Here is a 24,736-nt window from a genome sequence, read left to right on the forward strand (position 1 = left end):
GCGTCAGTGCTGACAATACTATCAGTGCCGCTTTTGCCACCACTGACGCTACGCTAGGGAAATTGGGGTATTGTGCTGTCCTACAGCACGTTCACCGCTTCACTGAGCTGCTCCAGGTTGCTATGGGTGTAGATGCTGGTCACTTTGAGTGAAGAGTGCCCGAGCAGCTTTTGGATTTGCACTAGGTTGACCTCTTTCTTCACCAACTGGCTGGCAAAGCTGTGGCGCAGGATGTGGGCGGTCACTTTCTTCTTCCACCCCAGCTTTTCCACCGCATCGGCCAGTACCCGGTTCACGTACACGGGAGACAGCTTCCCTGTCTTCTTCGTACAGAAAAACAGGTCGGAATCCGTGTAGGGTCGGTCATGCTCCACGTAGTGTCGAAGAAGCGGCAGGAGCTTGTCCGAGATGGGGATGTTCCGGTCTTTGTTCCCCTTTCCGGCGACGACACGGATCACTTTCCGCTCCAAATCGACCGTGTCCAGGGTGAGGTCAAGGCACTCCGAGATCCGCAGGCCTGTCAGGTAGAGCACCTGAACCACCAGCCGAATGAGATCATGGTCGATGGCTCCTACCAGCTGCTGAACCTCCTCCTCGGTCAGGTAGACCCGCTCTTTTTGCTGCGTCTTGATGTTCTCCACCGACAAGGCCACGTTTCTTGCCACCAGCTCCTTCTTGTACGCGTAGGCGAAGAAGGAGCGCAGCGTGTAGAGGTTTCGTGCCCGGCTGGCTGGCGCGTAGTTGCGTTCCTCCTTCAGCCACAGCAAGTAGTCTTCGATGTCTGCAGCCGAGACCTCTTCCAGGTAGGGTGAGCAGTTGTACTTCTTCTCCAGGAAGCGGGAGAACAATTTCAAGTCTTTTTCGTACCCGGAGGTCGTCTGCTCGCTCCGCTCCAGCGAAGTCAGGTAGTGTAGAAACTTATGGATGGCGTCTTTCAGCAACATGGAAATCCCTCCGTTGATGTTTTCATCTCGATTCAAAAACATAATATCTATTCCAAATATTGGTAGTTGCAGAAATAACGTCCCCTTTTTCTCCACGCGTAGCGTCAGTAGGGTCAGTGCCGACAGCCGCTTGGACTTTCTGCCGACACTGTTCCTGCTGACGGAAACCTGGGAGAAAAAATGGTGATGTCCGTTCTACTCTTCAAACTCTTCCTCCAGCTCACATCCGACCATTCCCTCGTTGGTCGTTGGCCCACTTAAAGCCGGGCGCTGCAGCCTTCTCGCTGGGACAGGCTCCTCGATTTCATCCGTTTCGTTTTCAAGAGCTGTCGAAGAGGGGTTCACTTTTTCGATCGTCACCAGTTTGAAGTCGCCTGCATGACGAATGTCAAAAATGATGCCCAATTGATTTAGGTTCGACTTCACTTCTTTCAGGCGTCGGCTCAGCATGTGGGCCGCTTTCGGAAAAGACTCGACACGGGTGTTAATTTTCTCCGTCTCCGCCACGCGTTCCAGTTCTCGTAACAAGCTGGCCACCGATGCACTGTACCTTTTTCGGCCTTTCATCAAGGCCACGATCGCCGCCGCGACCGGATGAGCCGAAATCGCCTCTTCGTTGGAGCGGTTCTGATTGTTGAAGTACGCGTCTAGGAACCGTTTTCCGCCAAGCCCCAGTACTTCCGCGATCGCGTATCCCCAGCGCGTGAAATCGGCCATGCGTCCCAGTTTGTTCAATTTCAGATTCGGGTAAATTGCCTTCGCTTGGGACAGGGCTCGCATCGCGCCGCCCACGATCTGCGGCTTGTCCGCATCAAACGCCTCCCACAACTCGCGCTCTTCTTTCCGCTCGCTGTCGTCGATACGCTCCAGCTCGATGACAATCGAACGATCCAGAAGATCGGCCCGAGTGGCAACGACGTTGATCCCGTTCATCCCAACACAGCGTTGAATTTCCAGAATGGTCTCGTCATCGTCGCTGTACAACGTCCTCTTGCTGAATCCCCCGCCTGTCGAAGAGATGCAAATCAGATCGCTTTTCTCCACAGAGAGTGTGTCGAGATTATCAAAGCAGGGCATGTAGTTGTTGGCCAGCGTGAGCGCTAGGTCTTGCTTGCTGTTGGGCATTGTGAGCAGATCGCGAACGGCTGGGTCAACGATCGATCTGGTCATCCGCAACGTCGTAGATTTCGACGCCCCTTTCTCCCCGCTCAGTACGAGAACGGGATGGGGGATCCCCGGAACGAAGCAGGAAACGATGTAGACGAGATAAAGCACTTGATCGTCGGGGTTTTTCAAACGTACGTGTTTCAGGATGAGCAGCAGGTCTCCGCTAAAGTCGGGCTCGACCTGCGCTTTCATATTCTTGTTGCGGACGAAAAGGATCGGCGGATTTTTTTCGATGCTCACGCCATGGGCAGAGATGCGAACAGCCCGCCACTCCTTATCGGCCAGATCGTAGTAGAATGTGTCGTCCTTTTCCGCAACGCGTAGCTGCAGTTTGTGCTCGTTCCCGCCGAACATGGCCTTCATTTCCATCACACTGAGCGCCTGGTTCATCGCGTCCATTCCGGGGGCTTTACCCGTCTCTTCAAAGAACTTCTTGGTGAGCCACAGCTTGAACTGTTTGCCTCTCACCTTCATCAGCTCTATGTGGCCGTCGACTTCAACCGCCGCGAACGCGTCCTCGATTTCGTTACGGAAAAACTTCGCCTCGTTACCCAAACGGATGAGAATGTCTGTCTGACTCTCGTCTCCGCCTTTGTCACCGGGGGATCTTCCTTTAGATTGCCGCCAATCCGGCTCCAGCAGATCGCGAAGCGTCTCCCAGTTCTGGCTCGCGCAGCTGTTGTGATGGCACCCAGCGGCGATACCTCCGTCGTCGAACTGGATGAGGTAGGCGCTACGGTTGGTGTGATCCTCATTCCACGGACACGTTTCCAGCACGTACTTGGTCGCCTTGTTTTGCCAGCGGGCTTTCAAGGCAACTTCGAGACCCTGTTCGGAGAGCCACGCTTCGAGGTCGAAAGTGCCACCCTTCCTTTCGGCCCTCCTGTTCTTTTTTTTGGGCACTTCGATTTCGGGCATCTCGTCTGCCAGTTCCTGAAGCAGTTCCACTTGCACGATGTGGATCTCATCCGGGCATTCGAGAATCTGTGCCTGCCGATGCGGACGCTCTTTCGTGTCGTCCCCCTTGCAGGCCACGGTTCCGTACAGCTTCCAGATGCGGGCCGCGTTGTAGGTGGACGTGTCGATCTGTACCTGATCCGTGCTGTACTTCAGGTCTAACGCCTGCAGCGCTTTTTGAATGAGCTCCGTGCTTGCCTCGTCGTTAGGCAAATTGATGTAGTAGAGCAGGTGGGCCCCGTTTCCGCTGTCCGCCAAAATGGGTTCGGGCCACCCTTTCTCACGCAGCTGGTCGCGTACCTCTTTGGCGAGCGCGATCGCCGCTTCATGCTCCTCATCGGTGGAAGAAATGCCTGCCGGACGTACCGGATCGAAGTCGATGGGAAACCAGCACCGACGGTCGATGTCCACGTCGCTCGTCGTCTGTTTGGCTCTCTCAACCACCCGGTTTTCCGCTCTCGCTAGCAGAGCTGGCTTTACCGGATTCAGGGTTACGTAGATGTTGGCTTGTCCGTTGTAGCGCTCCGCTGCCTCAGCCAGCGCCTCCCAGTCGTTAAAATAGCCTCTAACGGTGCCTTTTGCGGTGTCCAGTATGCGCAGCTCCCTCACTTCGTTTTCGTGTGCCAAGAGGGTAAGCGCCTGGATCATTTCCTCAATTGCGTTTTCTATGTGATTCATGTTGGTTCTCCTCTCCATTTTGTTTTGCGAAGGTTCCCCTCTGTAGCCACGACAGCTACTGAGGGTGTTGATCTGGCTAGTCGATCAGATCCATCGATCCAACCTCTTCGTACTCGTTTTCATCCTTGAAGAAGTTCTCCACTTCTTCCTGATCGTGTTGGGCTACCTTTTTTTCGGAAACGGAAGGCATCTCCGCAGTACCCTTCTCTTTTTTCATCTTCACGATGTTGCTATAAGTTTTGTCGTCCTTCTCGACGTTCTCGACGAAGACGGTCACCTTCATGCCGACCAGACTGTCGAGGTCGAGGTCCTCGCCCGGATCAGGGAGGGCCTCAAGGTCTTGCAACAGTTTCACCATCCGGCTTTTCGCTCCCCATGACAGGTTCGGGGCGTAGAACAGAATCGCAAAATCTCCATTCGGAAGCGGAATTCTGACCTTCAGATTCAGAACATCGCGCTTGCCGGTTTCATGGAATTGGCTGCCCCTCTCCATGATGTCGGCGGATTCGATTTCACAGCCGTTGTACACTCCTTCTTGGACAATCGTTTGGTTGGTGAGGGGTCGTTTGATGGTACGGTTTTTTTTCATTTACATTCACTCCTTGATATCTTTTTGAAATGGAAGCTGTTGAAGCATCTTCCTTTCAAGGATGATCATACTCTCTTCGCACTTCAATATTGAGGGAAGAGGAGTAAGGGCACTTACCTTGACAAATTTCAGGATTTGTGGTATCCGGCAAAAAAAAAAGAAGCAAACTTATCGTTCGCTTCTGATCATCTCCTGACTTTTAGCAACCGATGTGGCGACGGATTTTTGAAACAATCCTTCTACGTCAGCCAGGAACTGTTTCGTTCTCTCCGACGACAATTGACGATATACCTCGCCAATCGTTTCCGCCGCCCTCTTGTATTTTTCCTTTTCTTTATCTGGCAATTCGGTCATTTCATCGAGTTCCTTTCGAAGATCCGCCAATACTCGTCCAATCTCTCTCCATTGATCCACGAGTCTTTGCGTTTCAATGAGCAGGTTGGTCAGAATCCCCTCTCTCTTCCGATCTTGTTCGTCGAGGATGGGTAGGACACGTCTTTCAAACTCCTGTTTGACATATTTACTGTCTTCCTCTTCCCCTATGAATCTTCGCAGCCCTAATGCAATCTGATCCAGGTGTTGCATCGCTGCTATTATTTTTTCATCCATTCGGAATTTGGTCCTGTTGATTTCCTTCCGCAGCCGGTGAGCTAACAGAACATCCAAGTGCTCCAACTGAGCTTCCTTTTCTCCTTCGGACAGATACTCATCCGATTCCAACAACTGTTGGATTTCTTGAGCTCGAACATGAACAGCACAAAGAATCTTCGCCCACTCATCCATACTGTGGTTCATCTTCTGCCACATCATGACCCGAACACGAGGAGGCATCGTAGTGACCAAGCTCATCCATGAACCCATTTTTTCTTGTAGTTTCTCCATCATCGAAAATTCGAGCTTGGTGTTCAGATAGATCGGGTGACTCATGAGATCCATTCTAATGTCTCGCGGCAGGCAGTCTTCTATATCGTCAAGCAGCTGCCGATAGTAATGTACCATTTTGTCGAATGGTGCGGTCTTTTCGGTATTTCCTTCTCGGTACAAGGGATGCTCATGGATGCTGTTAAGAAGTACATAGAGAATCTCATTCCATTCCTTGCGAAACAGATATGCCCCCTTTTCCTGGAAATCCTCTGGACGAAAGGAGTATCGTTCACAGAATTTCTTAAACCGGAACTTAAATGTTTCTTCGGGCCACCCTAGCTCCTCGCACATCTCCTCCCACGTCAAATCCCGATTGAAGATTCCACCCTCGATTACTTTTTGCTGCAGCTTCATTGTTTCCCACTCTTTCTTGAGTATTCTTCCGAGTATTACGCACAACACATTTCAGCTTTTCCATCATTAATCTTAGCACATCCCGGCAGACAACAAGCATCCCTCGCTACCTACTTGCAGGTAGCGTCAGTACTGGCAGAATCGTCAGTTCCAGAAATACAGTCTGACGACACCGCCGCTACTGACGCTAGCTGAGGTGTACGGAGGGCAAATGAACACTTCGGTTCCATCCCTTTCAACAAGGAATGGAACCTGTTCTTTTCAATCTTCATCGCGGACTCGTATCCTGAAGATAGAAGCGAATCGCTTCAGACACCAGCCAGCTGTAGCTCGGGATGTATCGTCCCTTTTTCAGCCTCTCAATGGTCTTCAACAAATCCTTCTCCACGTAGATGGTCAACTTCTTGTGCTGCTCATAGAAATCCGGCCGCCTCTCTAGGCTGGGATATGGATGGTCGTGCTGGCAGAGATCGGCGATTTTAGCGTTTTGCCGTTCCGAAAAGGCCAGTTTAGACTGGCTTATTGTCGAGTGCTGTCTAACATTTTCGTCCGCTGGTTCAAAGTTTGCCTCCTCCGCTTCTTCCCACCCGGTCTCCAGCTCCCAGCCGTCGGAGCACTCGACAGAGTTGTGTTCCACTCGCCTTTGATCGGTACCCCAGTTGATCCCGTGTGTGGACTGTTCTTGCCTGAATCGCTCTTTTACCCCTGACAGATCCCAATTGCGTTTGCGTCGCGGAAACATCCTGATCCCTCCGTATCGTTAGTGCAGTCGACTTCGACGTCGTCGTGCGCGTCGACTTTTATCAGAATGTTTCTCTGTGTGTGAAAGCAAAAAAAATGGGGCAAACCACCATGCCCCTGAATCTACGATGTTGACCTAATCGGTCTCCTACAGCAGCCTTCTTAGGAGCTCCTCTTGATTGAGCCCTCGCTCTTTTGCTACTGTGGCAATCGCCTGCTCTCGACTCATTCCGTCCAGAACCAGTTTCGCGATGATCCAGATCACTTCTAACAAGATCGGATTCACTGAAGTTCTCCCCCCTTTCCCTTGTCATCTTTTCGCTCCCAAACGAATCTGCAGGATGGCAAGAATGATCGTGATGATCACGTTATCACCCCTCAGTACTCATCTGGGAAAAGCATCGTGCAGTACGTCCCGGAATCGATCACCCAAATCGTCACGCCGCCGATCGGCTCCTGGACGCCATCCACGTAGAACGACTCCCGATGCTCCGGCTGCTCCTGCCGATTCAGCACCTTCTGCAGCGGCTCCCCGTCCACCATCTCCACCGACAGCTCGAACACTTGCAGGTAATCGAGCTCGTCGCCTCTCGCCTTGCGTACCTCAATTGCCCGCCAGAGCGCCATCTGTATGGCCGGTTCGATCCGATCCGCGATCCCTCTGGTGGCGTATCTGTCACCCGAAAACAAACGGCTGTTTTTCATCTTTCCATGTACCCCTTTTCTTTCAGGCTGCAAAATGAGCCTTCCATTCCTACAACGATGTGATCCAGGACGGGAATGCCCAGCAGCTCGCCCGCCTCTTGAAGCCTCCGTGTCACTTCAATGTCTTCCCTGCTTGGCGTAGGGTCGCCGGAAGGATGGTTGTGCGCCACGATGACGGAAGCGGCGTTCGCCAAAACAGCGGCCTTGAAGACCTCTCTGGGATGTACGATGCTCGCGTCCAGGGAGCCCACCGAAACCGTGTGAATGGCAACCGGCTCGTTTTTGGTCGACAGGCACAGCAGGAAAAACTGTTCCCGATCCGTTTCCTCCAAAAACTTCTGGAAGAGCCCAACGGCATCTTTCGCCATGCGAATTCTTCTCTGCGGGTACAGCAGGCTTGACTCCCGCACCATCTTTACCGAGACGATGTTGACACGTTTGGCAGGTTGATGCCCTGCTTTTGTTGCGGTTTTATCGTTCATGTGATTTCCTCCCATTAGTAGTTTAGTAAAATGGCATCACGCTCGACCTGATCCTCTAGCCAAGCTATGGCCTGCTCATCGTCCGCTACGGATTCAAGCGGTAGGAGAAACGACATTCCGTACTCGTTGGTGTAGATGACCACGACTTTGTACCAGTGCTCGCCGTTTCGTTCCACCTTTTCCACAAACTCCGGCAGGCATCCCAGCAAACCGTTTTGACCGCGATCCAGTCCCACCACGGACAGATCGCGCAGATTGTCGCCTTTCTCCAACACGACCATGTAGCCGTGCATGTCGAGCGTGAATTCTTCCTCCAAACCGTCGAAGTCAAAAGCTTCTTTCAGGGCCAAAAACTCTTCTTCCAAGTACGCGGCGAAGGCGTCGGAAAACACTCTCGCTTCCCGCAGCAGCCGCACGTCCTGAATGGTTTTGATCGTCCGCATGGTTCCTTTCCTCCTCAAACAGGAAAAGGCACCTTCCCGTTTTCGTCAGGGAAGATGCCTCTCGCTTTTACGATTGGTTTTGAACAACTGCTATCAATTAGTATTTGAAAGTCGGCCAGGTTAGCTTCTCACAAAAACAGGAAATCCACGAGCATGTACGCCGCAGCGAGACAGCCGAGAATCATGGTGAGAAGGGCCTGTCCGCCAAGATAGGTGATGTCAAAAATGCGGTGGATGATTCGGAAAATGATAAATGCAATGACAAGCACGACGATGAGTAGAAACATGGATGGTTACTCCTTTCCTATTGTAAACCCCTGGAAATTTTGGTTACCAAACTTATTTTCTTGCAATCCAGTTGTCGAATGCTCGTGCCAGTTCCGAGTACGAGCCGATTTCGGCGGCAAATGCTCGTTCGAAAGTGGACTCCTTGCTCATGAACAGTTTGTGCATCTTTTCCTTGCCGTAGGTTTCGAACAGGAACGTGACCAGCACCGCCCCGTCGTCATAAATTCCTTTCACCCGTACCCCGGAAGGAGAGATCACGATGCGGCTGCGGTCATTCTTTACGTTGCGAATCATGACGGCAATCGAGTCGTCTTTTCCGTAGTGGGTTCCGTAGTATTCCTGCACTCCTTGAACAAACCAATCCGGGGCACGGTAGATGTCGTTCCACCCACTCGATTTCTGACGGATCACACGCTTTAACGGAATGCTCATGACTTCATGGATCGTGGTGGTAAGGAAGTATTGGTCATCGAAGTTCTTACCCGTGTTCGTGCAGCAATTCCGGTAATGAGCCGACTGTGCCAGCAAATGGAGTCGGTACGATCCGTCATTCATTCCCTCCAGGCTCCACAGTCCGATGTCCGCGTTTTCGTTTGGACGGTCATACAAGACTACCTCCAGTGGCTTTGGCTCCTTGATCAACTGCTTGATGTTGGGATAGCTGCCGAATTCCTGAAACACGTACTTGAAGGACTTGTCCAGATGTTCTTTCATTTTCGATGCATCGGTGTAATAGCCCTTCGGGTAACGGATCGTGTAAAACTCAGAAGCGATCGGCTCTGTCTGATCTTTGTCGCCCTTCCCGGTTTCCAGCTTTCGGATGCGCTCCTTGAGAGTTGAGACCTCTTCTTGCAGTCCTTTGATTTCTTCTTTCAGCTGCTTTTGCTCCGATTGGAGCCGCTGTACCAGACGGAGAACTTCTGCCAAGTCTCCTTGCCCGCCCTGAGTAGGTGTATAGTCCACCTTCACGCTTTTCGTTGAGCTAGACGTACCCGTGCTGAAGGGAATCACCATCGATCCTGCCGGGTCACCGTCTACGTACCGAATGCCGGGCCCTACGTGAAGGGTATAGCTTGCCTTTGGCTGGTACAGATTGGTGGATCTAACCGAGATGTACTTGTTCTTTGCGGAATAAGACAGTCTCATACTGACGTTTTTATTGTCTTGATCGACCACACGCACCGATTCGCTAGTAATCGTGGACTTGTCCAGTTCCTTCTCAAAATAGATGTACCACGTCACCTTTATGGAGAGGTCATGGTAGCCTCCTTCATCGACTGATGCCGCGTACCCCGTTTGAGGAAAGAAGCTGATGAGTGTCAGACAAAAAATGAGAAGAGAGTTTATGATTCTTCGCAATTCGATTCTCCTTCCTTTCCTTGTACCTATTGTTTCTTGTAGAATTGCTTATCCACGTATGCGTACTCTTCGTAAAGCCCCTGAGAGCCGAACGGGATCAGCAACTTGTTCTGCTCTACCAGAATCCGCGTCTGTCCCGTCACTTTCAGATCCTGCACAAACGGGTTGATCTTGTTTGGATCGGCTCCCTTGTTGTAAGAGAAGACCCAAGCGTAGCTCTCCAGCAGGCCGTCCCCAGCCGTGACGACAATCTCCGGCGTACCGTCCTGGTCAAAATCGTGGGCGGCTGCCTGCATCACAAAGCCCTCGCGCAACTCGCCTGTCTCGTCGTACGGAACGTCAAACGACGTGTCTGCTTGTGAGATGTCGAGCTCCCAGCCAACGGAAGGCCCTTTCAAGACCACTTGGCATTTGATTCCGTTGGGATGCCCAAGTCCCAGCCGAAGTTCTGCTTGATCTCCTCCCAAATTGAGTGGCAGGACTGTGTCGGCCAGTCCCGGCTGCCATTCGATCAGACTGGGAAGGGGAGCTGATGTTGCTGCGTCGGCCAAGATTATGCTAGACACCTCTGGCGTTGGCTGTGAAAGGGCAGGTTGACTTTGCTCCTCTTGGGGCGGAGCTGAATGTGTAGCAGGTACTGCCACTGAACTTTCTCCTTTGGAGGCACTGGCAGAATTCCCCGTAAATGTCTCCTCCTGAAGCTCTTTTTCGAACACTTTTCCCATCAGGGCCATCTGAATCAGATTATTTTGGGGGATGTCGTTAAACTCGACGGCGTACAACCGGAATGTTCGATTCTCCTGATTTACGGTAAACTGGATTACCGCATTCACTCTCTTATCCATAAACATGCACGTTCCCTTGAACTCTACTACGTCTTCTCCTGATTCTGCCTGAAAGGATCGCCAGCTCGGCGAGCCGAAGAATGTGCCGAACGCTTCACCAATCGATTTTTCGGGGAAATCCTCGAAATGCCCTTCCTTTACAATCCGGGTTGTTTCGCTCTCCATGCTCACCGCGTCCTCAACTGCTCTTTGTACGTCGACACCCGCCCAGGTCAGAATGAGCCACGCTGCGACGACGATGATTCCCAAACCGGTCATGAAACCGTAGAATTTGTTCATGCCCTTCAGGAATTTTTTCAATGCTTCCATTTTTGAATGTCCTCCTCTGACTCTCAATCGGCCTGTCTATCATCGTTCTGAGACCAATGACTGATAGAAATGCCGCACAAAAATAGTAGAATCTTCCTACATTATGTTATAAGTGTTATATGATAGTCAACTAACATCTATAGTGTGTGTTACTACCAAACTGCCTCCTGTACGCTTGTGGTGAGGTGGGGTTGAATGGAAGCGAACACCAAACAACTGGCGAAGAGATTGGGCGAACGGATTCGCACTCTTCGTATGGACAAGGGCCTGAGCCAGGAACAGCTCGGCGAGCTTTCCGGCCTGCACACGAACTACGTCGGCCAGATCGAGCGGGGAGAGAAGAACCTGACGATTGAAAGTCTCTCCAAGATCGCCCGCAGTCTCGGCATTCCTTTAGAGCAGCTGTTCCACTCCGTCGATCCGCTCGGCCCTGAAACGGAGCTTGGTCGAATCGTCATGCTGCTGTCTGAACGTCCCGTTGCCGACCATTCGCTGGTGCTGGCACTCATGAAAACCGTCTTTAGCTGGGAAGAAGAAAAGCGGAAGTGAGCGATGAATGTCATCTCACCTCCGCTTTCACTTGTTTGTCCGGGAACTGGCTGGCCAGACGCGCCTTTTCCCATCTGATCCGGTGCCATTGCTTCCGCAGTTCTTCTTCTTTCTGTCGGATCGCCTCGCAGATCGCCTCCGCTGTCTCCAGGCAGGAGTTTTCGCTCTCCCTGTAGACTAATTCGTCCACCAGCAGGGACAGGGCTCTCTCGCACGTCTGGATGCTCCGAACCATGCTGTCTTCCCGCAAAATCAACGCTTCGTATACTTCTCGAACTGAATTCACGTTTGCATCTCCTTTCTACAACAGATTCACCGCACGCTCCTTTTCTTCTTTGCTCGTGTTGATGTAGAAATGAGCTGTTGTCTGAATGTGGGCGTGTCCGGCCAGTTTGCTCACAGTCGTCAGCGGCACGTTTTTCTGAAGCAGCCTCGTGCAGAAGGTGTGCCTGAACTTGTGCGGGTACATGCGGAAGCCGAGACGCTTCTCCAAGCCCTCCAGCATGGTGTTCACCGCGTCTTTGTGCATTTTCTCCGCTCGCTGGCTTACGAGAAGAAACGGGCTCTCCCGATGCTTGCTCTGCTGCCGTTCCGTCCTGACGTACTCCTTGATGAGATCCACCAGATCGGGGCGAAGCGGAATTTCTCGGTACTTCCCTCCTTTGCCCGTCACTCTCAGCGTGTTGGTTAGGTAGTCGATGTCACCGAGACGGATGCCGCACAGTTCGCTCACCCGAACGCCCGTGTACAAAAGCAGCCAAACGATGAGATGGTTCCGCAAGGTGACCTTCGTCCTGTCCTGAACGAAAAACAGAAGCTGGTTGACCTCCTGCTCCGAAAACACCTCCACCTCTCCCTCGCTTCCGGCTGCCACCTTGATCCTGTCTTTGCGCAGCGAGACGACCTGCTCCGTCGCCAGCTTGCGCTCGATCAGGAAGAGGTTGAACGCCTGCAAGGAGTTGATCTTCTTGTTGATGGTTGCCACCGCGTACTTGCTGTCGGCGAGCCTGCTCTTGTAGCTGGAGACGTAGAAGCGCTTGAGATCGGTCGGCTGATCCACTCCCATTTCTCTCAGGAACGCACAAAACGCCCTGACGTCGCCCACGTAGGATTCGATGGTTTTAGGCGCGATCCCGTTCTCCACAAGGTACTCTTCGAACTGCTGGATCACGTTCATTGGAAACACCTCCTGAAACACAAAAACGGCCCTGCATCCGTCGATTGGACACAGGGATGTTTTATGAATTGCCTTCGTTCAAACCTCCTTCCTTTATACCGTCACAATAATATTAAATATCTGAACTTGCGTTTGAATCGATTTTTGATGAGAGGGGGGACGAAGGGGGAGTGGTGAGGGAATGGCTGACTACAGTTTTTATATTCTTCAGCGAGGGTTTCAGGCAAAAAGGTTCGCACACTTGTTGGCTCAAATGCAAACGGTTCCAGCTATCTTTGAACGACAGGATTTTTCAGTGAGCTTTTGTAGAGTTTTGTAGCGAGCAATGTTGTGTCCAGCAAAAAACCGAAACTTGCGTTTCCGTCACAGTAGAGTAGAGAACTGAAACTTTTGGGCGACCATATGGTCGCCTTACTCATTTCAGCTCCCCCTCATCAAACCGTACGTGAGGTTTTCCCTCATACGGCTTTCCGATGCTCTTCTTTCTTTGGCATTCGGTAGTCCTCTCCGGCAAGTTTCACCAATGATCCCCGTGTGGCTTTCATTACCTCCCCGACCCTGGAATGCTTGTTTCGCACATTCCTTTTCTTGTTAACGAATAGCGTCAGCCTTTCTATTACATACCAATCAATTCTGTTTAACCATCTTGCTGCTATAGTTGAAATTGAATAGTAGTTCTTGAATCCCTTAAGCTTTCGATTAAGCCCTTGTACCACCTCATGCAGCGGCCAGTACAACTTGCTGCGCGGTTCGGTGTACATCTTAATTTTCCGTCTCATTTCTTTCATTGCTTTCTTGCTTGGAATATGTGACATGACATATATCCTTTTTCCACCTTTAATGAGAACGGGAAATTTTCGATGATGAAAACCGAGGAAGTCAAAGCCTGCGGTGTTGTCCCAGATATTGATCAATCGAGACTTTTCCTTGCTAAGAGTCAGGTCAAGTTTGCTCATAATGGCCTTTATAACCTGAATGCTTTCCAAGGCATCCTTTTTCGTCTTGCACATGACCACGAAATCATCGGCGTATCGAACTAATTTGCCAAGATGAGAAAATTGTTTCTCCCAGATTGTATCCATGTAGTTGAGGTAAATGTTCGCAAGCAGCGGCGAAATTACTCCTCCTTGCGGAGTTCCCCAATCCGTTTCATGGAACTGTACACCTTCCATGACACCTGCTTGCAGCCATTTTCGAATCAGTTTTAGTACTCTGCGGTCCGAAATCCTTTGCTCAACCAGTTTCATCAGCTTCTCCTGATTGATGTTGTCAAAGTACCCCTTGATGTCTACATCAACTACCCAATATGCCTGTTTGCTCGCTTTTCTGATTTGTGCAATCGCCTGGTGGGCATTTCGTTTCGGTCGGAATCCATATGAGCAATCTTTAAAGTCCGCCTCGAAAATTGGCTCAATGACCATTTTGGTTGCCATTTGGACAACTCGATCTCGTATCGTCGGGATGCCAAGCGGTCTTTGCTTCCCATCCGCTTTTGGAATGTACGTGCGTCGAACTGGTGCCGGATGGTACCGTTTTCTCTTTAGGTCGAGGTAGATTTCATTGAGGAATTTACTCTCTCCGTATTCATGTACAATTCTTTCGATTGTCTGTCCGTCCACTCCGCCGCTTCCTTTGTTGGCACGCACTCTGCGCCATGCTTCGGCGAGGATGTCAGGACGATACACCTTGTCATACAGAGCATGAAATCGCCGTTTTGGATTTTCCTTGGCACAAAGATATAGGGTTGTCCAAAGTTGTCGAGCTTTTGCATCGGTGTAGTTAGCAAGTTTACTTGCATTCACTCACTCTTACCTCCTTTCAACCCGTGAACAAAGCAGGGCTCCTTTCCTCCATGGAGTTTTGTTGTCTCCACTTCTCTGGTACTATGAGCCCCTCCGACTCCCTCTCTGCCGTCCACCACTTCCCTTACGGTTATAGGTTTCCGCTTTACACTCCGACGGAGTGTGCAAAGTAGGGTCTCCCCAGTTCCGTTCCTTACTTTCTCAGCATACCGTTCCCCTTACCCCGAGAGGTTCTTGAGTGCTGCGATCCAAGTTCTACACACCTTCCGTGGCCTTCGCCCACTTCCCCCAGGCTCGGCTCCTCCTTGTCCATCTTACAATGGTCTTTCTTAACGAGGCGGCAGGATTCACTTTATGTTACGGTCTGCTGATTTGCTTGCACCCTTTCGGGTTACTTTGTCACAGGGCTTCAACCTTAGGATCACTCCACCAGTTGCCTGTCAGCTACGAGGCGACTTGGCTCTTACCTCGGTTGGACTTTCACCAACTAGCAATTAACGGCTTGCTGGGCACGCAAAAAGAAAAAAACCAAAAGGATTGCCAGTACCTAAGTACAAGCAATCCTCATTGGTCTTTAGAGAAACTACAACGCCCATTGTAAGTTCTCGGATCTTCTTATCCGCTGACTGGGTTCCTTCGCTCCGGCTAGTTTTCCCCTCCCCGCCTGTGTTACCACTACGGGTTCAAACGGCAAGCCATCCTCACTACCTACGAACCCGCCGCCATCTTACCAGCCTCCCTGGTGCTAACCCACCTCTTCCGGCAAGACTTCAAACGTTCCACCTTGTCTATCCCTTCTTTTGCTGACCTTAGATCCCCACTATACAATATGAGAAAAACAGGTTTAACAGCCTGAATTGTTCCTGTTTCGTCTTTACGATTTCGCGTAAAGCGGCTGTTGCCCAACCCGTAGCGCTTATTTCCTGGCAACAGCTAAATCGCATTGGGTCTACATGGATTCGTCTCCTGACCATAGCCAACTTTTAAGGAGCCCCGCCTTGCATTTCAGCAAGTACGTCTTCACCTGACTTCACTGGAGCAGATGGTATAGGACTGCTCAAAGTGCAGGAGGATTAGGCACATGACTTTAGACTGTTTTCATGGATTGGATTTTCACCAAGCAATTCGACAAGGCAGTTAGAGAAAAGACCCCAAGGAATGGAACCATATCTTTGGGGTCTCGCTCCACTTCTTTCACTCAATTGAGCTTATAAAGTAACGTTTCGTAGCTATTAAAGAGTCGAATCAAGCGTTGCTGTATCACTCAGCAATACGCCATCAACAGTGATGGAGATAGTAGCTGTTTCAGCAGTATCATTTTGAACTGTGAATGTGTAAGTACCTGGTGTCGCAGTTTCAGTTACTGCGCCAAATGTCAGCTTACCTGTCCCTGTAGCTTTTGCGAGTACAAAATCTGCGTTTGTCAGTCCAGTTACTGGGTTACCAGCCTCATCCACAAGTGCAATTGTTACTGTAGCATCTGCATTAATACCAACTTTTGCACCATCTGTTACAGTAGAATCTGCATCAATTGCTTCAGCCTTTACAGTCAGTGCAAATGTTTTAGTATCTGTAGCAGTACCTTTAGTAATAGTTGCAGTCAAGTTTACTGCCGCATCGCCATCATTGTATGATGGTCGAGTTACAACACCAGCGTTTGTAACAACTGCAGTGTTGTCAGAAGACCATGTAACAGTTGTAGCACTAGCGCCAGTAGTAGTAAGTGTCAAGTTTTGCGTTACAGATGCTGCAGAGTCACCACCTGCATACCCTACAGCCAGTGCAGCTTTTGCAGTTGCTACATCAGCAGCATCTTGAGCAATTTGACCAGCATCCAACTCAGTTCCAGATACAATAACCTCTGTTCCAGTAGTCAAAGTATTACCAACACCATCGGTTACGTCTACTACCGGGTTAAGAGTAGCATCTACACCGTTTACTTTTACTACAACTGTTTGAGACAGGTTGATTGGAGCAGAAGTAACGAGTGTTACAACATCGTCCCCTACGGTACCATCTTGCAAGTTAGAGATGGTTGCAGCAGAACCATTTACAGTTACGCTGAAGTCAGCACGTGTTGCAGGGTTATCAGCTACTGCAGCAAGGTCCTCACTAAAGGTCAATTTGATCTTGTCGGAGGTTCTAGCTGTGTTGCTGGCTACCAAAAACTTAGCGCCAGTCAATACCGGTTTAGTATTGTCAGTAAAGCTAAGCATTGTGGAGTATTCAGCTTTTGTAGCTACTGATCCAACAACTACGCTACCGCTCGCAGTTTTTACATTTTTGCTAATCGCAAACAGTTTAGAGATGGTGCGGTTAGTGTAACCAGCTGGCAGTGTGATCGTTACAACAGTGTTAGTACCGTTGATGGAGATTGTAGTACCCGGTGGCAATGCAGCACCATCGAGTGTATAGTTAGCAAGGTTTGCTGCGCTTGCATCCATCGCAGTATTGTAAGTTACAGTAATTATATTTCCTGCACCAACAACTGCATTTGTTACTGCCTCAGCTACAGGAGCAACTGTGCTGGAAGACTTCTCAATTTGGGTAGAGAATGCCACGTTTCCAATACCATTGGTACCAGTTACAGCATCAGCAGCAAAGGACACAGTAAATGGAGCTTTTGCTTCCAGATTATCACGGTCTGTCAGACCAGAAATAACCAATTGTACAGTTTTGTTTGTAGCGTCAGCTGCATCGCGAGCTGCTGTAGTAATCGTACGAGTAATGCCATCTTTATCTACAACAGTAATCTTGGAGGCTGAGACTGTCGCGCCGATTGCTTTGTCGAACTTGACTGCGAGGTAACCGTCCGCATCAGTAGCATTAGGATTCAAGGTACCTTTAATTGAGTTATCAAACTTGCTTGTTACTTTCGGTGCGGCTTGGTCTTTGGACAGGGTTACTGTCTTAGTAGTTTTCGTACCTACCAAGTCAACAGCATCCTTAAAGTTCTCAACAGATACTTCAAGATTTACACTGTTTTCACCAGTTGCATAGAGATTGTTTGCGTATGCAGAAGAATCAGCACCGAATGTTACTCGGAGCACGCGGACAGATCCGTTTGCTACTGCCGTAATGCCATCTTTTGCAAAGAATGCGGTAGTATAGCCAGGAGAATTAGCATCCACAGCTGGGAACGTAAAGTTGCCCTTTTTAATTACCAGTTTAGAAGTATCAACTGTTACTGGTTCGCTGAACACAATGTCAAATGCACGATCGCTACCTGTAGATTGTTTCACTTCAGTTACTGTTGGGGCAACTGTATCTGTTGTTACTTGGAAGCTACCAGTCAGGATGCTCTTAGAGTTCGCATTTGGAGCAGCAATGTCAGTAGCATTGTATACAGATACATTGTGAGTACCAGCTGTACGAAGATCAGCAGGAAGTGTTGCAACGCTTTGCACAGTGTAATCACGGATAGTAGTGGACGGTGCAGCAAGCGGTACGTTTACACCATCAACAGTTGCTGTAAGGCCAGCTGCTACAGGCTCGTTGAACGTCAGTTTCAAGAAGTTAGAAGAAGTAACTTCTGCTTTAACGAGTTGCGGACCGGTTGTGTCGGTGTAAGTTTGTTGGGCACCAGCATAGCGCTCAATTTTTTTGCTCTTATCTTCGGAAAGAACACCATCTGTAACATCGATGCTGTACTTGTCTCCGTTGAACAGATAGTTAGCAGCTGCCAAACGGAATGTTACGGTTTGAGTATCTTCGTCGTAAGCGATATTGTTTGGAGCAGCATCCAACAGAGTGTTGATTGGATTGAATCCATTACCATATTTAGTTCCGTTCTTAGTGATTACGTAGTTACTCAGGTTAACTGCGGAATCTTTATTAACTTTTTGGCTGAATTTGATTTGAAGTTCAGCAGGGTTAATAGCACTTACACTTTCAACTTTCAACTCACCGTCAACTGGTGGAACGATGTCTGTATCTTTTTCTGGATCATAAGTATCGTTGGTTCCAACAATCGCATACTTATTGCCATTAAAGAGTGCCAGTGTAGGATCTGCCAAAACTTCATCCAGATCGTCAGCGAAAATGGCTTGCATGAGGTTTGCAGCTTTTCCGTTTTCGTCAACATATACGGAGTCAAGGCCATAGTCCAGGATTTCTTCAAATGCAACACCAAAGTTATCGGCCAGCGCATCCACAGAGTAATATTTGTCGACTTCGCCGCCGATGTAGAAACCGGCTTTCGGCGCAGCCATTGCGGAAGCTGCCATGCTAGTGAGGACTGCTGTCGAAAGAACAGAAAGTACCAGCTTTTTATTCACGTACTACCCCTCCAGATATTGATAGAGATTTTTTGTATTTGAGAAACACTCATGATGTATGTATCTAAGATGAGTGTGTTTCCCCGTTCTGGTTCTTGCTTCTCCGGATAGGAATGACGGGGCAGAGGGACTTCCCCCTGCCCCAGGTCATCCAAACCGAATCATTTGTTACCGTAGTTGGAACAAATCCTATCGTCGTCTAGAACGGCAGGGATCTTATTCTACTACTTCGTCAAATTGGAAGGTTTTTTCAACTGTTTCATAACCTTCTTTGGTTACGATGATGGTGTACTCAGTAGCGCCTGGACGACCCAGTACTTCTACTTTGAACTCACCGTTGCTGCCGATTGTTTTGGAACCTTTGTACGGTTTGCCCTCTACAGTTACAACAACTTCAACTTTTGCACCTTCTACGCCTTCACCAGTTACAGTGTAGGCACCGAATGCTCCCAGAGAAGTTTTTGCTACGGCATGGAGAGAGTCTTCTTTCAGCAGCTGTTTTGGTGGTTCTACGTCATCGCCGCCACCTTTGCCAGGTGCTTGTTTAGCTTTTTTCAGGAAAGCAGCTTCTACAGCATCGCGCTCATCGCGGCTGAAGTCACGCTTGAACTGGCTTTCGCTAGCTACAGTCAGGATGTAATCGTAAGCGGAACCATCGTCGTCAGTTTCGACGAGGATGATGAAGTCGCCTTCATCTACACCGTCATCTGCTTGGATATCATAAGTATCGATGTATCCAGTTTTGCTGTTGATGGTAACAGTATCTGTGTACTTCTTGCCATCTGTAGCGATGTACTCATAAGTGACTTTGGTGGAAGTTACTTTGGTTACTTTACCTACTCTGAGTTCATGCAGGTCAGCATCTTCCAGGTCAGCAGTGAGTTTGAATTTTTCGAAGCTAGTTGCTTGGTCGATTACTTCAACCACATCGTCAACGATGATTTCGCCATCAGAGTTCAGGGAGTACGCGATGAAGTCACCACGTTTGATACCCTCGCCGAAGAGCTCATCGGAATCGTCATCCAGTTTGACGGTTTTCGCTACTACTTGGTTGTTGTCGTCTTTGGTCAGAAGACGGATGTCATCGCCGCCAGCACGGTTCAGGTCGAGTACCAGGCCGTATTGGGTATCGCTGCCCAGACCTTTACCATCTACTACGAAGATTGCTTCGACATCTTCATCCTCGTCAACTGTGTAGAATACTTTCAGGTCGTTTTTGTCAGCGATGTTGCTGAATTTCGCTACACCTGGGCTCTTCAGTTGCTTGGTTCTGCCGGTAGTCAGCTCACCAGTCATGTCGAAGATCGCAGTGTTTTTGGTTACTTGGTAAGAATCGCGTCCAACAACGATTGCTTCGTCGTCTTCGTCAGCGATGTTCTTCCAGTTGGATCCAGCATCGATTACTTTGGAATCCAGAACTTTTACTTTTTCTACTTCGCCTTTGGTATCCAGTGTTACTTCCAGGAGAAGCAGTTCGTTTTTGTCTTTTGTTGGTACGAAGTCTTTTTCGATCTTGTCTTCGTTAGTTTTTTCATACGCTTTGCCATCTTTGCCGTAGATCTTGTCGGCTTTCAGCGCAACTTCGTATTGTTTGCCGTTTTGGCCGTATACAGCGAATTCCCACTTGCCGCGGATGAATTCAGCATTGCGAGTAACGATCGCTTTTACGCGGCGAGCGCCAACGTTTTCGCCAGTTTCGATGTGGCGGATGCGGCCAGCTGCATCGAGGTACAGTTTTACTTCTTCGCCATCCAGGTTGCGGATTTTGTCCCACTCGTTGCCTTCGAGAACAGTTACGTCTTCGTTAGCGTTGTCGGAGAAAGTAGCACCGGAACGGAAGAGGTACGTTTTATCGCCGATAACCAGGCGGTTGTTGTCCTCTGCACGCATGGTTACTTTGTCAACTTTGCCTTCTACCACGTTGCTAGTTGCAAATACCAGCAGTTTGCCTTTTTTGCCGTCAGCATAGTAAACGCTGTAAACGTCCATTGGTTTCAGGTCAGCCAGTTTGGCAGGCTGGTTGTTGCGGAATACCAGGAAGTCTTTTCCTTCGTCCAGGTCTTCCAGTTTGGAGAAGGAACCGCCACCCAGGTTGGAGATTTTCTTTTTCTCAGCGTCGATTTTCTCGATCACTTTGGAACCGTATTTGGTACCTTCCACGTTTTTGTTAACGGAAGTGTCGTCAATTACGTGGATGTAGCTGATGTCGCCATTCTCGTCCAGAACGATTTTCGCGGAGAACAGGGAGTTCGCATCTGCGATTTCGCTCAGTACGCTGGAAACGTTGCTAGCCGGTTTGAAGTTGAAAGTTACTTTGGTGTCTTTGGTAAAACGGTAAGTTTTGCCGTTGCCATCCAAGGAAACTTCCAGTTCATCCAGGTTGCTGTCTTTGATTTTGGAAGGATCTTTCAGTTCAACATCATCCAGGTAGAAAGTGTCCAGACGGTCGAGGATAACTTCTTCGTCTTCGGAACCTTCCATCCATACGATGGTGTTGGAGCTGTCGTCTTTGATCCACACTTGTACGTGTTGGCCAGCGAATTCGTTCGGGTTGATGCCGTCAGCCACTTTGTAAGTAGCGGTAGAGCCCAGACCAGCATTGCGGCCGTTCAGTGTGATTTCGTTTGGTTTCAGTACGCCCAGACCGATTACTGGTACGTTGGTTACGATTGGCAGAGCGTCGGAGCCGAGTTTCTCGGAGCGAGCCCATTCCATGTCGCGAACTTCAACGTTCATGTACTTGGTCAGCAGAGTTTCGTTTCTTACTTCGAAACGAATGTCAGTACCGTACTCGAGTTGCTCCATCAGTTTTACGCGGAGAGCGTTGTCGAGCATTTTGAAGATATCGCCGCGAGTTGCTGCAACACCTGGGTTTGCAATGCTTTTCGCAATGTTCAGCTCGGAAGCTTTTGCGATCATGTTGTTCGGCCATACGCCGCGAGTTGCTGGCTCATAACCCAGAGCGCGAACGATCATGGTTACAGCTTCCGCATAAGTAACTTCGTTTTTCGGTTTGAAGGATTTGTCCGGGAAACCTTTGATGATTTCTTGGCCGGATGCTACGTTTACGAAACCAGCAAACCAGTCAGCGGAGTTAACGTCCGTGAAAGTGTTTTGGTATTGAGCAAACTTAGCACCTTGCTCCAGACCGCGGATACGAACGATCAGAGTAGCAAACTCAGCACGGTTGATTGTTTGGTCTACTTTGAAATCGCCGTCGCCATAACCTTGTACAACACCCAGAGCGTTCAGGCGTTTTACGACCTTCGCAAGGGCTTCATCCATTTGAGGTGCGTTTGTTGTTGCTGCTTCTTCTGCTCCCACAACCATAGGAGCAACAGTCAGTGCAAGTGCACTAGCCAGTACGCTGTTAACAACCTTTTTCATAACCTTGGGTTCTCCTCCTCTAGTACAAACAAATTGTTCTTGGGGAATATTCTTTGTTAATCTATCTTTCTTTTTTGAGCCCGAATCCTGCAAGCGCGTGTCACCTCCTTTCGCAGGATCGCTCCGCTTCTTCTGTGTGCAAAACTCTAGTATATTCAGTATTGTGTAAATACAACAATCCCTAGTGTATCACAGGTGCTAGAATTCGTGAATCTTTTTTACACAATTCCCCGTGTTTCGTGTGACATCCTATTAAACGCCCCAGCACGCGAAAAGTTGCGGTGCCTTCGAAAAAAGTTTTTAAAAATTTTTTGTGGTCGTATCTTCGCCGATTATGTATATGGTGACATCCGCCACAATTCGTATTATAGAGCAGGATCGGCGGCCTGTCACCAGAGAACGATTACCAATTTTCTAGACTGTTTACATCTTTTGACTACTTGCTCACTCCGAGTACATTTTCGAAGTTGACGACCGCGAGATTGTAGTTGCGGATGGCCTCCAGATACTGATTCTCCCGGTCGGAGAATTCCTCCTCCGCTTGAATCACTTCGAGCGTGGTCGCCAGTCCGTTTTCAAACCGGAGGTTGGTCAGCCGGTAACTCTCCGCAGCTGCCTCCTGGGCCTTTTTCCGGAAGTCGATCGCAGTCTTGGCCGCATTCAGATTCAGGTAGGCTTCCGCCACCTCCATCTTGATCAGGCGGTTTTGCTCGTCGATGGCCAGCTTGGCCTTCTCGACGTTGTTGCGTGCGATCCGGCCTTGGTAGGTGCTGAGCATCGCCCACTCTTCCAGGATCTTGACGTTGATTTCCGCCAGATTCAGCTCACCTGCTTTTTGCTTTACTTCCAGGCGCTGTTCGAGGGCTTTGGCCTGCGCTTGCTCCAGCGTGATGGACGGCGCGGCTACCAGCTTGTTCTCCTGCGACAGCTTCCACTTCTTGTTCACATCGACGCCGAGGATTTCGTTGAATTTCATCTGACTGATCGCCAGTGTGTTTTCGGCGGCTGCCAGAGCGGCCTCTGCCCCTGCCACACCCATCTCGGCCTGCAGGATGTCTGTCTTCGCCTTGGTCCCTACCTCAAATGCGGCGTTGGCCACTTTCAGTTGCGCCTTGGCGCGGTTCAGACTTTGCTTTTTCAGGTTGAGGTCCGCTTCCGCGTGCAGCAGATTGTAGTAGGCTTGCTGAACGCCGAGCTTGATCTTGCTCTCTGTCACGCCCACCGCCAGCTTGTTCAGCGTCTCGGTGAGATCAGCCTGCGCTCTGCCGACGTATTTTTGCTTGCTCGCATCGATCGAGGTATCCAGCAGCTCTTTTCTAATATCGATGGTCGTTTCATACGTAAGAGATTGGTTGAGGTCGGCGTTTTTCGCATCCAGACGCGCACTCAGAATCTTGGGATTCGTCTGCATTGCTTGCTCGACTGCTTTTTCTAGCGTCATCACGTCGGATGCGTCAGCAGCGCTGCTAGAGTTGGCAGCAGGGGCGGCCGGAGCGGCGGGTGTGCTGCTCGTCGAGGTATTGGCGATCTGCTCTTTACCCGCCTCACCCGCAGCGGCAGGGGCTTTGTCAGATGCAGCATTTGCCGCTTCGTCTTTGGCCGCAGTGTCTTTGGCGGCAGCGTCTGCGGCGGTATTGCCCGTATTGGTATTGGCATCGGCATTCTTGCTCTCCTGGCTTTGTTGCTGCGCCTCGGGCGCCTTTTGTCCGTTTGCGGAAGCGACAGCTCCTACTCCGATTGAGGCTGCCATGACGGTTGCCATCGAGAGAGCCAGCCATTTTTTCGATGAATATGGAAAGTTCATTGGTGCACACTCCTTTTCCCTACAGTTTTTCAAGTTTTTCTTTAGCAAAAAACTTACAGTTTGTCCACCCTATCACTATATCACACGACAAATATTTCGTATACGAAGAATCTTTTGTTTCCAACTATTTCGCCCGTTAACATACTTTGCCATCTATATGCAGCACTCCTTCCCTTTCGCACATCTTCTCCTCCGTGTTACTACGAATCAGACCGCGAAACATTTCACCATTCGAAAACGATTTGCGGACGTGCTATTCTATTTCTGAGGTGATTGAACATGTTGCAACAATACAAAACCATTGCTGGCTACGGGGAGGACGAGATCGTCATCGAGCGCTCCCGTTTTATCGGATATGCACAGCGTGTCACCAGCGAGGAGGAAGCGGCGGCATTTATCGCGATGATCAAAAAGAAGCATTGGGACGCCACCCATAACTGCTCTGCTTTTGTGATCGGCGAAAATGACCAGATTCAGCGTTCCAGCGACGATGGCGAGCCCAGCGGCACAGCCGGAAAGCCGATCCTGGAGTGCATCAAGAAAAATGGCGTGAAGGATACGGCCGTCGTGGTGACCCGCTATTTCGGCGGCATCAAGCTGGGTGCCGGCGGGCTGGTGCGGGCCTATACAGCAGGTACTGTGATCGCACTGAAAGCGGCTGGCATCGTCGTCCACACGCTTCACCAGAAAATTTCGGTCAGCGTCGACTACACCTGGTGGGGCAAGGTCGAAAATGAGCTGCGCATCGGCGGACAGCGCGTGGTCGGGACGGATTATACAGACAAGGTGACCGTGCATGTCCTGATTCCGGATGGCGAGCAGGATGCGTTCGTCGAACAGATGACGGATTTGACCAATGGCCAAGGCCAGATCGTCCTGGGGGAAAAGGAATACGTCGAGGTTCCGGTCGAGGCCATTGGAGAAGATGGACTGACGGATTAGCGCGTTCTTTCTA

20 protein-coding genes are annotated in these 24,736 nt (G+C 49.9%); 2 read left to right on the forward strand and 18 right to left on the reverse strand.

The features are described 5' to 3' along the window. Positions 1-80: 80 nt before the first annotated feature. The 12 genes from JD108_RS20450 to JD108_RS20505 form a co-directional block, all read right to left on the reverse strand. Positions 81-944 (reverse strand): tyrosine-type recombinase/integrase, encoded by an 864-nt coding sequence (locus tag JD108_RS20450; protein ID WP_198827753.1) that lies wholly within the window; start codon positions 942-944, stop codon positions 81-83. 195 nt (positions 945-1,139) lie between these two features. Then, positions 1,140-3,746, reverse strand: coding sequence for a hypothetical protein (locus JD108_RS20455; protein WP_198827754.1), 2,607 nt, complete (start codon positions 3,744-3,746; stop codon positions 1,140-1,142). A gap of 76 nt (positions 3,747-3,822) precedes the next feature. Further along, positions 3,823-4,335: a hypothetical protein gene (locus JD108_RS20460; protein WP_198827755.1), complete on the reverse strand. Its 513-nt coding sequence runs from the start codon at positions 4,333-4,335 to the stop codon at positions 3,823-3,825. Positions 4,336-4,503: 168 nt separating this feature from the next. Further along, complete coding sequence (locus JD108_RS20465; RefSeq protein WP_198827756.1) at positions 4,504-5,613, reverse strand: hypothetical protein; 1,110 nt, start codon at positions 5,611-5,613, stop codon at positions 4,504-4,506. Positions 5,614-5,881: 268 nt separating this feature from the next. Beyond that, a complete protein-coding gene (locus JD108_RS20470; protein WP_198827757.1) occupies positions 5,882-6,355 on the reverse strand; it encodes a ribbon-helix-helix domain-containing protein in 474 nt (157 codons plus the stop codon). A gap of 147 nt (positions 6,356-6,502) precedes the next feature. Further along, complete coding sequence (locus JD108_RS20475) at positions 6,503-6,640, reverse strand: hypothetical protein (RefSeq protein WP_198827758.1); 138 nt, start codon at positions 6,638-6,640, stop codon at positions 6,503-6,505. Positions 6,641-6,732: 92 nt separating this feature from the next. Continuing rightward, complete coding sequence (locus tag JD108_RS20480) at positions 6,733-7,059, reverse strand: DUF960 family protein (RefSeq protein ID WP_198827759.1); 327 nt, start codon at positions 7,057-7,059, stop codon at positions 6,733-6,735. After that, on the reverse strand, positions 7,056-7,541 hold the full coding sequence (locus tag JD108_RS20485; RefSeq protein ID WP_198827760.1) for a JAB domain-containing protein: 486 nt from the start codon (positions 7,539-7,541) through the stop codon (positions 7,056-7,058). Before JD108_RS20485 ends, JD108_RS20480 begins: the two co-directional genes overlap by 4 nt. Before the next feature lie 14 nt (positions 7,542-7,555). After that, the gene (locus JD108_RS20490; protein WP_005834969.1) at positions 7,556-7,984 is read right to left on the reverse strand and encodes a hypothetical protein; all 429 of its coding nucleotides are present in this window, start codon (positions 7,982-7,984) and stop codon (positions 7,556-7,558) included. 128 nt (positions 7,985-8,112) lie between these two features. Next, on the reverse strand, positions 8,113-8,271 hold the full coding sequence (locus tag JD108_RS20495) for a hypothetical protein (protein ID WP_198827761.1): 159 nt from the start codon (positions 8,269-8,271) through the stop codon (positions 8,113-8,115). 52 nt (positions 8,272-8,323) lie between these two features. Further along, positions 8,324-9,631, reverse strand: coding sequence for a hypothetical protein (locus JD108_RS20500; RefSeq protein WP_198827762.1), 1,308 nt, complete (start codon positions 9,629-9,631; stop codon positions 8,324-8,326). A gap of 26 nt (positions 9,632-9,657) precedes the next feature. Beyond that, positions 9,658-10,785, reverse strand: coding sequence for a hypothetical protein (locus JD108_RS20505; RefSeq protein ID WP_198827763.1), 1,128 nt, complete (start codon positions 10,783-10,785; stop codon positions 9,658-9,660). A gap of 195 nt (positions 10,786-10,980) precedes the next feature. Here JD108_RS20505 and JD108_RS20510 point away from each other — a divergent pair, with 195 nt between their 5' ends. Then, positions 10,981-11,334: a helix-turn-helix domain-containing protein gene (locus tag JD108_RS20510; RefSeq protein WP_023555252.1), complete on the forward strand. Its 354-nt coding sequence runs from the start codon at positions 10,981-10,983 to the stop codon at positions 11,332-11,334. Positions 11,335-11,344: 10 nt separating this feature from the next. On the opposite strand, the gene JD108_RS20515 is transcribed toward JD108_RS20510, so the two are convergent. The 6 genes from JD108_RS20515 to JD108_RS20540 all read right to left on the reverse strand — a co-directional run bounded on the left by JD108_RS20515 (position 11,345) and on the right by JD108_RS20540 (position 23,781). Beyond that, positions 11,345-11,620 carry a hypothetical protein gene (locus JD108_RS20515; protein WP_198827764.1) on the reverse strand — a complete coding sequence of 92 codons (276 nt, stop codon included), beginning with the start codon at positions 11,618-11,620 and terminating at the stop codon, positions 11,345-11,347. 15 nt (positions 11,621-11,635) lie between these two features. Then, positions 11,636-12,511 (reverse strand): tyrosine-type recombinase/integrase, encoded by an 876-nt coding sequence (locus JD108_RS20520; protein ID WP_198827765.1) that lies wholly within the window; start codon positions 12,509-12,511, stop codon positions 11,636-11,638. A gap of 458 nt (positions 12,512-12,969) precedes the next feature. Next, the gene (gene ltrA, locus JD108_RS20525) at positions 12,970-14,313 is read right to left on the reverse strand and encodes a group II intron reverse transcriptase/maturase (RefSeq protein WP_198826945.1); all 1,344 of its coding nucleotides are present in this window, start codon (positions 14,311-14,313) and stop codon (positions 12,970-12,972) included. A 1,232-nt stretch (positions 14,314-15,545) separates the two neighbouring features. Beyond that, positions 15,546-18,590, reverse strand: coding sequence for an immunoglobulin-like domain-containing protein (locus JD108_RS20530; protein WP_198827766.1), 3,045 nt, complete (start codon positions 18,588-18,590; stop codon positions 15,546-15,548). 216 nt (positions 18,591-18,806) lie between these two features. Continuing rightward, positions 18,807-21,977 (reverse strand): S-layer homology domain-containing protein, encoded by a 3,171-nt coding sequence (locus JD108_RS20535; RefSeq protein WP_198827767.1) that lies wholly within the window; start codon positions 21,975-21,977, stop codon positions 18,807-18,809. Between the two features lie 436 nt (positions 21,978-22,413). Continuing rightward, positions 22,414-23,781 carry a TolC family protein gene (locus tag JD108_RS20540; RefSeq protein WP_198827768.1) on the reverse strand — a complete coding sequence of 456 codons (1,368 nt, stop codon included), beginning with the start codon at positions 23,779-23,781 and terminating at the stop codon, positions 22,414-22,416. A 279-nt stretch (positions 23,782-24,060) separates the two neighbouring features. On the opposite strand from JD108_RS20540, the gene JD108_RS20545 reads away from it, so the two are divergent. Then, on the forward strand, positions 24,061-24,723 hold the full coding sequence (locus JD108_RS20545; protein WP_198827769.1) for a YigZ family protein: 663 nt from the start codon (positions 24,061-24,063) through the stop codon (positions 24,721-24,723). Positions 24,724-24,736 lie beyond the last annotated feature (13 nt).

It is taken from the genome of Brevibacillus composti, from assembly GCF_016406105.1.
Lineage (GTDB): Bacteria > Bacillota > Bacilli > Brevibacillales > Brevibacillaceae > Brevibacillus > Brevibacillus composti.